The sequence below is a fragment of the Leptospira stimsonii genome, from assembly GCF_003545885.1.
In the GTDB taxonomy this organism is placed as follows: Bacteria; Spirochaetota; Leptospiria; order Leptospirales; family Leptospiraceae; genus Leptospira; species Leptospira stimsonii.
Map to the genome: position 1 here is coordinate 249,428 of NZ_QHCT01000005.1, position 12,478 is coordinate 261,905.

Genomic DNA, 12,478 nt, shown 5'->3' on the forward strand with positions numbered 1-12,478 from the left:
TAAACTCAAGTAGCTCCTTATGGCAACAGCAAGACGAGACAATAAAAACAGACACCACCACCAAAATAATAACCACAACCAAAACGATTCCGAAACCACCGAATCCGTTGAAGAAGAAATCACGGGACAAGAATCCCAAGAATTTGAATCTTCAGACAACGCGGATCATCGTGCTCGGAAACGCAAAAGAGGCGGTTATGACGGTCCCACTCCTTCTCCGATCGATCTCGTAGAACTCAAGAAAAAAGCAATCGGTGACTTGATCGAAGTCGCAAAGGGGTTGGGCGTTGAAAATACGGGTGGGCTTAAAAAGCAGAACTTAATCTTCGCCATTCTTCAAGCACAAGCCGAAAGAGACGGACAAGTGCACGCCGCGGGCGTCATGGAAAAACTTCCGGACGGTTACGGCTTTTTACGTTCTCCCGATTATAACTATGTTCCGGGTCCGGATGATATCTACGTTTCTCCTTCTCAGATCAAACTCTTTGGGTTGAGAACGGGAGATACGGTAGAAGGTCAGATCCGTCCTCCGAAAGAATCCGAGCGATTCTTCGCGATGCTCCGTGTGGAAACCGTAAACGGTTATACTCCGGATGTCGCAGGCAAACGTGCTCTTTTTGACAACTTAACTCCTCTTTATCCGAACGAAAGACTCAAGATGGAATACGATCCATCCATGTTGGATACGAGAATTCTCGATCTCATGTGTCCGATCGGAAAAGGACAAAGAGCTCTCATCGTAGCGCCTCCGAGAACCGGTAAGACGATTTTGATGCAGAATATCGCAAACGCGATCACATCCAATCATCCGGAATGTACTCTGATCGTTCTTCTCATCGACGAACGTCCGGAAGAAGTGACCGATATGGCTCGTCACGTCCGGGGAGAAGTGGTTTCTTCCACGTTCGACGAACCGGCTCAGAGACACGTTCAAGTCGCCGAGATGGTCATCGAAAAAGCGAAACGTCTCGTAGAACACGGTAAAGACGTCGTCATTCTTCTGGATTCGATTACAAGATTGGCGAGAGCCTATAACCAAGTGATTCCGACTTCCGGTAAAATTCTTTCGGGTGGGGTGGATTCAAACGCGCTTCACAAACCGAAACGATTCTTCGGAGCCGCGAGAAACATCGAAGAGGGTGGTTCTCTTACCATCATCGCGACCGCATTGATCGACACCGGATCCAAGATGGACGAGGTGATCTTTGAAGAATTCAAAGGGACCGGTAACATGGAAATCCACCTGGATCGGAAACTCTCCGACAAACGGATTTTCCCGGCCATCGACATCAACAAGTCCGGAACTCGTAAGGAAGAACTCCTGATCGCAAGGGACGTTCTTCAGAAAGTGTTTGTTCTGAGAAAAGTACTTTCTCCTATGAGCATCACGGAAAGCATGGAATTATTGCTGGAGAAAATGAGGCTTTCGAAGACAAATGATGCCTTTTTAGCCAGCATGAACACCCAGTAACCGCTAAAAAAAGGGAAACTATGAAAACTGGAATTCATCCAAACTATAGAGTAGCTAAAATCAGCTGTGCGTCCTGTGGAACCGTCTACGAAACGAGAACTTCCATCGGCGATATCAACATTGAAATTTGCTCCGCTTGCCACCCGTTCTTTACCGGAAAATCCAAACTCGTGGATACGACCGGTCGGGTTGATAAGTTCAAGAAAAAATACAAGATGCAATAAGAGTTTTCACTCTCGCTATCTTTTTTATGCCGTCTAAACACCGGGCAGGAGAAATTTCATGAGCGTAATGGACTTTGCACGGTACAAACAAATCAACGACGACCGCGTCAACTATCGTGAGATGGAGGATGCGACCGTAGTTTCTAATTACAGAAACGTTGGTTGCGGGGACGGCTACCGCATTTATCTCAAAATCGACTCCTCCGATCATATCACCGACGCAAGTTATACAACGACCGGTTGCGGTTTTGGAATCGTCGCGCTCGCGATGGCGACGGAATACGCAAAAGGGAAAACCGTAGATCAAATCAAATCCGTAACTCCTTCCGATATCGAGCAGATGTTTGAATTTCCGGAAAGAAGAAAGAATTATCCCGAGTCTGCGGTCGCCGCACTTTTACAAGCAGTGAAAGATTATGAAAGCGGAGAAGGGGTTCCGAAAGAAAAACGAATCACCGCTTCGAAGGCACTCGAAATTCTAAAAGAAAAGGGTTCTCTGAAAGGAGAAGATCTTTCGAGCATTATATTAGAAAAACAGAATTTTGACGGGGTCGATTTTTCAGGCGCCAATTTGGGTCACGCATTCTTACAAAATTCTTCCTTTGTAGGTGCGAATTTCGAAGGGGCAAAACTCAGAGGTTCTTTTTTGAACAACGCCGATCTGAGAAACTCGAACTTCAGAGGAGCCGATCTTCGTTGGGCGAAACTCGCGGGTGCAAACGTGGAAGGCGCCGACTTTACCGATGCGATCTACGATATCGGAACTCGCTTGGATCAAAAACAAATTCATCTATTCAGTGTTATGAAAAAAGAAGGGAAAGATCTTTATCTCAACAAAGAGGCGGAATGAAACCGGGCGACAAAGTTAAAATCACCAAACGTACCTTTCTCCACAACGGAATTTTTGTTCATACCAATTCGATCGTAGAAGTCATTTCTTTTGAAAACGACAAACTCGTAGTCCTCTTTCACGATAAAGAAGGTTTTACTCACAATATCGAATCTCTCACGCCTGCGGACGTCGTTCCCGTTTAAGAATTTTTCGATCTAAATCCTCTTTTTAAGATTTCCTTTCGAATCGCTTTCGCAAGGGTTTCTTTGTTTTTCGTTCGCAGGATTTCATCTTCTTCTCGGCAATGAACCCTCCTTTGAGAGGTTGGCGGCTCGACTTTGCGATCAGCTCGCTACTTTGATTTTAGATTCTTCCCTGGTATAAAAATAAAACGTTTCCCAATGTTTCGTCAGTAAGATAAATAAGATCACATTGAATAATATCAGCAATCCGTAAATTCCATAGGCGATTGGGTAAATCAACTCGGTGCTTTCATTCATAAAAATCCAGAACGTCTTTTGTGCGAGATTGCAAAGAAAAAAGAATGTGATCAACAATCGATTCTTCTGCTGAGTGAAGAATGAAACGAATTTTTTGAAGAGATCTTTGTGATCTCTCGAACCGATTGTTAGGAGAAGAAACAGAAAATAGGTTACCTGAAAAAAAGTCGAAAGAATGACTAAAGGAGGTTTATTGAAATCCTGCTTTGCAAATAATCCATAGCTATATCCGATTAAAAGTACGATGATGAACGGAATGATATATAGAATGTATTTTAGATGAAATTTGACTAGGAGAAAAAGAAAACTTCGAAACGGAGTTGCCACTCCTTGAATCGAAGGTGTGAGAATTATATGAGAAAGTTTCAATAAAGCGTATATGGGGTAGATCGCCAGGAGCAAGGAGATGAACGAAATCAGGAAAGATAAGATTCCGAACGACACAAGTATGCTTTTGTTTTGAAAGACGATGGATTGAAAAATAAAAGCACCGATAACCCCCCAAAAATGAGGGTTTTTGACGACCTCGAAAACGAGTTTTTTGATTATCTTTAAGCTTTCCATATTCTATTATCCTAATTTATAGTTTTTGAGAGTAAATTTCGAGGAGCGAATGTAAGCAAGTTTTGATTTTTTGGAGGGAATTGAGTGTGTTTTGGAACGACTCGTATTCTTTTTCAAGAGAAGACCGGGAAAAATTCTCAAAAACCAAATCTTCGTTCTAGGTTTCGTTCCGCGATCTTTCCCGACGACTGCGAATTCGCTCTCCAAGGCGCGAGAGTTACATTCTTAGGAATTCTCTTTGTTCCTTGTCTTCCCGTTCCCTTCTGCGCTTCTCTTTTTCCTGTCTCTGGATTTCTTCCGGAGTCAATTCGCGAGGAGGTTTCGGTTTTTTTACTTCTTGGTTGGTTGAAGCGCCGGATTTATTGGAATCGGATTTTGATTCCGTCCTTGATGTTTCCGTTTTGTTTTTGGGGGCGCTTGGATCCGATTTTTCTTGGATCTTGTTTTGTTCGTATTTTTGTTTTCCGAGATAATCTCCCGGATCGTAGCCGGTTCTGGAAGGACCACTTCCGTTGTTTTGAGAATTGCCTTTTGAATTCTTATTATCTGCCTGAGAGTTTTCCGATCCGGTCTTTTCCAGTTTCAAGCCCGACTTTGTGTTGAGTCCCGTTTGTCCATTCCCCGCAGGATTTCCGGAGTTGTTTCCGGTGTTTGAATCGCCGTTGGACCCGGCAGTTTTTCTATAATTCGGATTCCCATTATCATACTTTCCATAATTGGGATCTTGTGTCGGATCGGAATACTTGGACGAAGAAGAATTCGGATTGGAAGAAGAACCGGAGGAAGATGTCGTTCCGGAATTGTTAAGCGAAGAATTACTCGAACCAGTGTTTCCCGCCGAAGAACTGGAAGACGCCGAAGCGGATTGAATACTTTCCGTGGTTTGTACGGTTGCCGCAACGGGAAATAATTTCTCGAATCCTTCCAAGGACTTTTTCGGATATAAAAGAACCGGATTGCTTGGATCTGCCTTGATACTTCCGGAAAGAATCGCGTATTCCAAATTCTTCTGATTCTTTTTCTTTTCTACGTTTACGATTCCTTCCACAAGTTTTAAAACTCCGTCCCCGGAACGAATCCCGACCGAAGAAGGATTGTCTTTGTTTTCCGGTCTTCTCGTTACTTGGAGACCGCCGACTGAAATTTCGAGATTGGCGCGATTGTCGAGATAGTCTATGAAGATCATCGAATTTTCGGCGATGAGGATTTCGGTTCCATCCAAAAGTTTTAGCTTCGCCTGGGAGCCTTCCGTTGTCAAAATCGTATCTCTGTTTTGAATCGAATTACCGATTTCAATATCTTTCCAAACGACTTCGGAATCGAACTTTCTCTGGATCGTATTGGATTTGAAAAGGATCGTCCCTATGACTTTCTGATTTCCCTTGTATCCATACTGAGTATAATCATATAGGAATATACCGGTGAATAAGATTATATTGAAGACAAGAAGAGCCAGGATGGCTCGATCGCCTGAAAGAAATCTTTCTTTCGTCATTCTTATTTTGACCCGCCCGGTTTGAATTCCATTCCGATTTGTTTTCTCAGTTCCTTCAAATTCTTAGGGCAATTCTTATCCTTAGAATGACCTAATACTGCGTAGATGGTTTGAAGTGATTTTTTTCCTTTTACCTTGATCGGCTTTAACTTTTCTACAGTAAAAATTCCCTTCACCTTTTCGTAAGAATTTCCCGTAATCAGAATGTCGGCGCCGAAAACTTTTGTAAGCGATTCCACTCTGGATGCGAGGTTGACCGTATCTCCGATGACGGTGTATTCCAAACGATCTTCGGAACCGATTTGTCCCGCGATGACTTCTCCGGTGTTGATTCCGATTCCAATGAAAATTTTCGGCTTCTTATCGGTTCCCCGATTCTTATTGAATTGAACCAAACTTTTGCGCATATCAAGTGCGGCTTGGATCGCTTTTTCCGTATCGAATTCCGTGTGTCCCAATTCTCCCCATACGGCCATGATCGCGTCGCCTATGTATTTGTTCACGCTTCCGCCGTTTGCGTTGATACATTTTACCATCGCGGTGAAGTATTGGTTTAAGAATTCGACGACGAGTTCCGGTTCGATCTTCTCGGAGAGGGAAGTAAAATTTCGGATATCGGAAAAAAGAATCACACATTCTCTTTTGTCTCCTCCGAGTTTCACCTCTCCCTTAAGGACCATCTCCGCGATGTCCTTGTTTACGAATTTTCCGAAAGCGTCTTTCATCTTGTCTCGATCGGAAAGACCCTTTCCCATCTCCACGAACGAAGTCGTTAGTTTTCCGATTTCGTCTCCGGATTCCGCTTCGAGAGTGAGTTGAAAATTTCCCTTTTCGATTTCTTTGGACGCGTCGACGAGTTTAAGAATCGGTCTTGTCAATCTTCTGGAATAAAAGAACACGAATAAAATCGAAACGTTTACGACGACAAACATCAGATAGAGATTTCTCTTTTGAATGTTGTATACTTCTTCGAACGCTTTTTTCTCGGATGTACTGGAAATCACTCCAAGTCCGGCGTATCCGATTCTTCTAAAAGAACCCAAGTAGTATTGATTGTCTTTTCCCTTATAACGGGTTTGTCCGTTGCTGATGGAACTTTCCAAAAGATTTTTAACGATCGGATCATCGGCAAAACTGGTCGGTTGAAGAATCAGTTTCGGATCGGAGTGAGCGATGAGTTTTCCGTCCGCTCCTACGAGGAAGAATTGGGTGATTCCGGACGTTTTGAAAGAATCCAAGATGGAATCCATCTTTACGAGAGAAACGATCACCGCGGAATTGACTCCGTCTCCCAACGCAACGGAAAGAAATAGAACTGGCTTATGGAAATCGGGAGATACGTTGTATACGACCGGTTTTCCGATCTGGGCTTTCTTTTGTCCGTTGAGATATTTTCGAACGATCTTGTCTGCATCTTCTCCGGAAATTTTATATTCCTTCAGAGCGCTTTCGCTCGCGATTCTTTTGACCCCGTTGTAGTCTCCGTTTTCTTTTCTAAAAATCTTTAGGTAGAAGATATCGTCTTCGCTTTCCAGAATATTGTTCGATTCTTCGGATCCGGCGACGGATCTCGCGAGGAGCAGGGAACGTTTTGTGAGAGAGGAAACATCCGATCTCACTTTCTGACTGATAACGTCCGTTAGTTTTAAATTGTTTTCTTTGATTCGAACTTCGTTGTCCGATTTGAAAAAGTAGGTCGCAAGAGCGATGATCACTCCTAAGGAAACCAAGATGATGAACGAAATGATCACCATCAGTTTTTGACGGATGTTCCAATTGTATAGATTGAGAAATGAATTCATAACGTTTCCGTTTGCGTTTTACTTGTTAATAAATTGAGTCTATCTGATTCAGCCAAACTTATAAAACAACACTATTTTAGGGATTCTCTTAAAATGATCGGATTTTGGACTTTCAGAATCGAGTAAATAACTACTTGTGACTAAGATTTGCGTCTTATAAAAAAATGCGCAAGAAAAGATGGGAGATTTTTTACAAGAGCATCTCGAACTTTTTTGTGTCCCGCACTAGGAAGGGACGATGTTAAATTCTCTTTTCTCCCAATTTTTTTCCTATTTTTTTTAGAGCTAAATTCGTTCCGATTCTTGGGCTTGTCCCGATTTTCGAAATCGTTCCTCCGATCAAAATCGGAATAGTCCGCTCATGCACGGAAATAACTTTTTTCAATTTTGGGACAAATTTTGCCAGGGAATGAACGGCCGATTTTCGGGAACGTCAGTCGCGATTGGCAATTTCGCTTTCGAGCCCAGCGAATTGCCGTTGTCGAATCGTTTTTTTAGGAAGCGGATTCTTGCCAGAGTCCGTTGTTCTTGATGAGCTCTACGAGCTTTTCGTCCGCTATTTCGCTCGGGACGTTTTTCATCACGATTTCCTTTCCTCGGTAGAGATGCACTTTTCCCGGGCCCGCACCGACGTAACCAAAATCCGCGTCGGCCATTTCCCCCGGACCGTTTACGATACAACCCATGACCGCGATTTTTACACCCTTGAGGTGCCCCGTCCTTGCCTTGATTCTCGCCGTGGTCTCTTGAAGATCGAAGAGGGTTCTACCGCAGGATGGACAGGAAATGTATTCCGTCTTTGTTAAACGAAGTCGGGTTCCCTGCAAAAGATCGTAGGAAAGTTGAAAGATTTCCTCTATGTCTTCCTCGTTGGAGGTTTGGATTCGAATCAGATCTCCGATCCCGTCTATCAAAAGGCCGCCGATTCCAATCGCAGAACCGTAAAGCGCCGAGTCCGCGTCCGCAAACGTTCCATGAAGAAGAATCGGAAATTCGAAATGGCTCAGGATCGTTCCGAGCTTTCGATAGTCGTAGAGAATTTCTTTGGTTTCCAAGGAGAATAAAACGTTTTGGATCCCCATTTCGGCTAACGTTTCCGGAAGTCCTTTTAAGGATTCGATCCTTTCTCCGTTCGTATGAATTTCGGTGTATAAGCCGGCGCTTTGTCTGTCTTTCAAAAAGGAGAGCATCTTTTCTCCGTCCTGAAACTGTAAGAACGGATCGAAGACGACCTTCGGAAAACGTTTCAATTCCATCTGAAATTTTTCGTTGAGCGAAATATTTTTCCCCAGAAGAATTCCGACCGGAATGGAAAGCGCTTGCGCGGCTTCCGCAATTTCCTCCAGCTGATTCGGTTCGGGAGAATCGACGACGATACTTTCCGGCTCCAGTGAAAGAGATTTTCCGTATTGATAGAGTTTGGCGACGTTTGCCAAAAAAGAATTTGTGTCTCGAAAGGGAAGAATGGTCTCGACTCGAACCGGATGGTTGTCCCCGGCTTCGAACGTTCCGATTCGTATCGGACTGCTATAAAATCTTTGATACGAAAATGGATTGCGAAATTCGGAATATCCGTTCGTCTTTTTTTGGTCCTGCGCGATTCTTCCGTTGAACCGATCTGCGAGTAGTTTCGCGACGGGGATTTCCAAAACGGGATCTTCGGTCAAAGAAACTCGAATCGTATCACCGAGTCCGTCTTCCAGAAGAGAACCGATCCCGATCGCGGATTTGATTCTTCCGTCCTTTCCGTCCCCGGCCTCGGTCACGCCGAGATGAAGAGGGTAGTCCATTCTGAGTTCTCCGAACCGGGAAGCGAGCATTCGGTAGGCCTGGACCATCACTTGTGGATTCGAGGCTTTCATACTCACAATAATATCATAATAATTTAAATTTTCAGCGATTCTTATAAACTCGATCGCCGATTCCACCATTCCTTGCGGAGTATCTCCGTATCGGTTCATAATTCGATCGGAAAGAGATCCGTGATTGGTTCCGATTCGCATCGCCACCCCGAGTTCCTTACAACGAAGAACGAGCGGTGAAAAAATTTCGGAGATTCTTTCCAACTCTTCGTCGTATTGCGAATCCGTATAATCTCGGACCGCGAACTTCTTCTTATCCGCGAAGTTTCCGGGATTGATTCTTACCTTTTCCACATACTCCACCGCTTTCATCGCGACGCTCGGTGTGAAGTGTATATCCGCCACAAGTGGAACCTTGCTTCCGACTTTTTTAAGTTCGTTTCGAATGTTTATGAGATTGTCCGCGTCCGCCTGGGAAGGAACGGTAAGTCTCACGATCTCACAACCGGCGCGCTCGAGTTCGAGAATCTGTTTCACGGAACCCTGCGTGTCCGTCGTATCGCTGTTTATCATCGATTGGATTCGAATCGGATTTTCACCCCCGACTCCCACGTCTCCGATTTTTACTTCTCTCGTTTTTCTTCTCTGATAAGCGAATGGTGTATGATTGTATCTAAAGTTCATTGCCGTTTAGAATTCCAGACTTTCGACCGGTTTCCCTCTCTATAAGACAGTCTTCCCGGGATTTCCCCGCTCGTCATTCTCGATTTTTTTGTAAGAAGGGGGGCTCTATTTTTTACGTACGGATTTGATTTGGACCTGGCGGGCTCCGATATATACAAACACAAGCCCTGGAAATAAATTGATTATGGATTTTCCTTCTTTGCAACCCAACGAGACTTATAGAATTCGGGTCACCGTTGCGATCTATCGCGGCAATATTTTGTCTTATAAAAACGACGTCATCATTCCTTCCGAATATTCTCGGAGAACCGAAGCGAGGGCTCATATTCAAAGAGAACTCGGAGAGAGACTTCTTCATTCCAACTTCTTCCGTTCTCCCAGACCGGATTACGATTTGGTGCGTTATACGGAAGAGGCGACCTGCAACACATTCTTACGTTATCGAATTCTTTCTCTAAAATCGGGAGAGAGTTTGGTTAAAGAAAGAATCTGAATTCGTATTAAAAAATCTCTTCCTTTTCGTTTTTCGCTGAACTCCGTCTCTTGATCCGGATTTTCTTCAAAAGAAATCGGCATCGTTTGTTGAAAGAATTCGGAGGGAAGAATGAAAGCCGTTTTCCGAAAACATATGGATCCTCGCAGGCACTTCGATTCTTTTTTCAAAAATACGAATCCAGATCGCCGTATCCATGTTTGGCGGTCGATCCTCTTCTTGTTCCTTCTTGGATCGTTCTCGGCGGGTGTTTGGGGGACGGAACTCCGATACGCGGAGATGGTGTTCAAATGTAGAATGGAAAAACCTCGTTGTTCTTCTCGAGACATTTGTGTTATCGAAGTCTACGCTCATCCAAAAAACGATTCCTATCTAAACCCGTTTGTGACCTTGTATCAAGGAGAGGAAAAGAATATAAAGGATTCTGAATTTACCTTTGACACGAAGATCGCTCTTCCCGCGACATACGAAGTGAAAGGAGAAAAGAAAATCATCCGTGTTGATTCTCCCGAATTTCCACTGAAATTCTTTTTGGAAATTCTTACCAATGCCGAAAAGCCGGAGTCAGCTTCGGTCGGACTTCTTCGGGAAAACAAAACGGACGAGGATCCGATCCGTTATTACTGCCGTCAGTTGAAAGCTGGATATTGATTTCAAATCCGATACTTAAGAATCGAAATCCGTATTTTTTTCTTCGGTGCGTCTTTGAATGAAAGGGAAGTTTGTTCCTTTGATTTGCAGAATTCGGATGGACGCAGTTTTCCTTTGCAGGAAATTTATTTCCGAAATGAGGAGGTGTATCCATATGTTTCGAAAAATCATTCTTCCCGTTTTAGCGGCCGCGCTTTGGATCGTAACATCCGAATTCTTCCGAAATGAAATTTTGTTCAAATCGTATTGGGTTTTGCACTATGAAAGTAAGGGTTTACGATTCCCTTCGGAACCGATCAACGGAGCCGTTTGGGTCCTCTGGTCGCTTTTTCTCGCAGAGGTTCTTTATATTCTCTCTCGGAAGTTTACTCTTACACAGACGTTTTTGATCGGTTGGTTCGTCGGTTTTGTTCTGATGTGGATCGTCGTTTGGAACCTGGGAATGTTGCCTTTGTCGCTATTGGTCTACGCGGTTCCCTTGAGTCTTTTGGAAGTCTTTATCGGATCGCTTCTCATTCACAGACTCTCTAAGATCTAACAAGCTTTAGACGATGCACCTTCTAAAAAATGGATTTCGATCATTCGTTTGTGTCTTATTTCGGGAACGAATCGATTTTTTTTCTCCAAATGGCCGACCTCTCAGCAAGAATCTCTTGATTCTTTGAAATTCGATTCTTATCTTAAGTCCGGATCATTCGGAGGCTCAATGAAGAAATATTTATTCTTGTCTATCGGCTTTGAACAACCCACGCAAGAAATCATGAAAGCATGGGGAACTTGGTTTGCTTTGATCAAAGATAGAATTGCCGACGCAGGCGGACATTTTTCAAAAGGAAGAGAGATCACGCGCAATGGAACGATTCAATTGCCTTTGGACTTAAACGCGATCACCGGATATCTTATCGTCCATGCGGAAAGTATGGAAGAGGCGGAAGAAATTGCGCGTAAATGCCCGATCATTACCAGTTTAAAAGTTTTCGAGATTAGCTCTTCCGGAGGTTAATCGGGATCGCCCGTTTCAGAAAATGATCATTCAAGGATCCTGCGTTCGGAAACCGGAACGCAGGATTCGAATTCTATAATGCACTTTTCTTTCCGAGTTTTGAAGGAATTGATTTCTAAGAATCCGGATTTTTATACACCAATCCGAGAAAGAATCCCGCGACCGTAAACTGGATGAGGTGAAAGACTGCCTGTATCGCGAACCAAAGAGAAATCGAATTTATTTCAATCTTTGCCGCATTCGCTAAAGTGGTTATCGAGTATAAGAAAACTCCCAGAATGAGGCTGAACTGAATTCCTCTACGGATCGAATTCCCTTTTGTATTGTAGAAAGGAAAAAGATACGCTAAGACGATTCCTTGAATGAGCATGGATCCAAATCCTAAAGGGATGATCGGGTCTTTACGATTGTAGATACCGAAGGAATCATATAACTCGTGGAAAAATAAAAAATGCCAGGACGCGCCGAGTAGGAACGTTGGAATCAAATAACCTAATACGGCAAGCGTAAACTTTTTCATAAAACTATCCCTCGAAATGTTGAAAGATTCTAACACGGATTTGGCGAATGGAAGCGAATTATTTTTAAAAAGTATTTGTTTTCCGAAACGGTAAGAGAGAAACGATTACGACTTCCGTAAACGCAACTCTTTCGAGAATTCGCAAGAAGAAAGAGAGCTACGGAAGTCTGCGCTGGATTTCCGATCCCCCTTCCTGTCGGTTTTCGATCGAGGAATATCGAACCGTCCTGGTACGATTCGAAAGGGCTTTGGAAACGGATAGCGATTTCGTCACTTAGAACGAAAGCCGAAGAATTCCATCCGATCGGGAAGAACGCGGTTTAGAAATCGGCGTTTTCGCTTCTTTTCGAATCGGGAAATATATTTTTTCCTGGGATATTCGTCTCTTGATCGGCAACCGTTTCCCACCCATTGATAGAAAAAAACGTTTTTCCATC

At 43.6% G+C, this 12,478-nt stretch carries 14 protein-coding genes; 9 read left to right on the forward strand and 5 right to left on the reverse strand.

Annotation, left to right across the window (positions count from 1 at the left end; translation table 11 throughout):
* Nucleotides 1–19 precede the first annotated feature (19 nt).
* Genes rho through DLM75_RS17885 form a run of 4 tightly spaced genes read left to right on the forward strand, consistent with a single transcriptional unit; the run spans nucleotide 20 to nucleotide 2,730 of the window.
* The gene (rho, locus tag DLM75_RS17870; protein ID WP_118969854.1) at nucleotides 20–1,471 is read left to right on the forward strand and encodes a transcription termination factor Rho; all 1,452 of its coding nucleotides are present in this window, start codon (nucleotides 20–22) and stop codon (nucleotides 1,469–1,471) included.
* Between the two features lie 20 nt (nucleotides 1,472–1,491).
* Nucleotides 1,492–1,695, forward strand: a complete 204-nt coding sequence (gene rpmE, locus DLM75_RS17875) for a 50S ribosomal protein L31 (RefSeq protein ID WP_100787719.1) — start codon at nucleotides 1,492–1,494, stop codon at nucleotides 1,693–1,695.
* A gap of 58 nt (nucleotides 1,696–1,753) precedes the next feature.
* Nucleotides 1,754–2,545 carry a pentapeptide repeat-containing protein gene (locus DLM75_RS17880; RefSeq protein WP_118969855.1) on the forward strand — a complete coding sequence of 264 codons (792 nt, stop codon included), beginning with the start codon at nucleotides 1,754–1,756 and terminating at the stop codon, nucleotides 2,543–2,545.
* Entirely contained in the window at nucleotides 2,542–2,730 is a 189-nt protein-coding gene (locus DLM75_RS17885) for a hypothetical protein (RefSeq protein WP_118969856.1), read from the forward strand. Before DLM75_RS17880 ends, DLM75_RS17885 begins: the two co-directional genes overlap by 4 nt.
* Before the next feature lie 141 nt (nucleotides 2,731–2,871).
* On the opposite strand, the gene DLM75_RS17890 is transcribed toward DLM75_RS17885, so the two are convergent.
* The 4 genes from DLM75_RS17890 to ispG form a co-directional block, all read right to left on the reverse strand.
* The gene (locus tag DLM75_RS17890) at nucleotides 2,872–3,591 is read right to left on the reverse strand and encodes a hypothetical protein (RefSeq protein WP_118969857.1); all 720 of its coding nucleotides are present in this window, start codon (nucleotides 3,589–3,591) and stop codon (nucleotides 2,872–2,874) included.
* Nucleotides 3,592–3,808: 217 nt separating this feature from the next.
* A complete protein-coding gene (locus DLM75_RS17900; RefSeq protein ID WP_118969859.1) occupies nucleotides 3,809–5,086 on the reverse strand; it encodes a FecR family protein in 1,278 nt (425 codons plus the stop codon).
* A 2-nt stretch (nucleotides 5,087–5,088) separates the two neighbouring features.
* On the reverse strand, nucleotides 5,089–6,888 hold the full coding sequence (locus DLM75_RS17905) for an adenylate/guanylate cyclase domain-containing protein (RefSeq protein WP_118969860.1): 1,800 nt from the start codon (nucleotides 6,886–6,888) through the stop codon (nucleotides 5,089–5,091).
* Between the two features lie 494 nt (nucleotides 6,889–7,382).
* On the reverse strand, nucleotides 7,383–9,374 hold the full coding sequence (gene ispG / locus DLM75_RS17910; protein ID WP_118969861.1) for a (E)-4-hydroxy-3-methylbut-2-enyl-diphosphate synthase: 1,992 nt from the start codon (nucleotides 9,372–9,374) through the stop codon (nucleotides 7,383–7,385).
* Between the two features lie 184 nt (nucleotides 9,375–9,558).
* On the opposite strand from ispG, the gene DLM75_RS17915 reads away from it, so the two are divergent.
* From DLM75_RS17915 to DLM75_RS17930, 5 genes are all read left to right on the forward strand, one after another.
* Nucleotides 9,559–9,867 carry a hypothetical protein gene (locus DLM75_RS17915; protein ID WP_167731779.1) on the forward strand — a complete coding sequence of 103 codons (309 nt, stop codon included), beginning with the start codon at nucleotides 9,559–9,561 and terminating at the stop codon, nucleotides 9,865–9,867.
* An 86-nt stretch (nucleotides 9,868–9,953) separates the two neighbouring features.
* On the forward strand, nucleotides 9,954–10,163 hold the full coding sequence (locus tag DLM75_RS24300) for a hypothetical protein (protein ID WP_158586488.1): 210 nt from the start codon (nucleotides 9,954–9,956) through the stop codon (nucleotides 10,161–10,163).
* Between the two features lies 1 nt (nucleotide 10,164).
* Nucleotides 10,165–10,518, forward strand: coding sequence for a hypothetical protein (locus DLM75_RS17920; RefSeq protein ID WP_118969862.1), 354 nt, complete (start codon nucleotides 10,165–10,167; stop codon nucleotides 10,516–10,518).
* A gap of 154 nt (nucleotides 10,519–10,672) precedes the next feature.
* Entirely contained in the window at nucleotides 10,673–11,056 is a 384-nt protein-coding gene (locus DLM75_RS17925) for a hypothetical protein (RefSeq protein WP_118969863.1), read from the forward strand.
* 168 nt (nucleotides 11,057–11,224) lie between these two features.
* Nucleotides 11,225–11,521 (forward strand): YciI family protein, encoded by a 297-nt coding sequence (locus DLM75_RS17930; RefSeq protein ID WP_147456660.1) that lies wholly within the window; start codon nucleotides 11,225–11,227, stop codon nucleotides 11,519–11,521.
* 115 nt (nucleotides 11,522–11,636) lie between these two features.
* On the opposite strand, the gene DLM75_RS17935 is transcribed toward DLM75_RS17930, so the two are convergent.
* Nucleotides 11,637–12,041: a DUF1761 domain-containing protein gene (locus DLM75_RS17935; protein WP_118969865.1), complete on the reverse strand. Its 405-nt coding sequence runs from the start codon at nucleotides 12,039–12,041 to the stop codon at nucleotides 11,637–11,639.
* Between the last annotated feature and the right edge of the window lie 437 nt (nucleotides 12,042–12,478).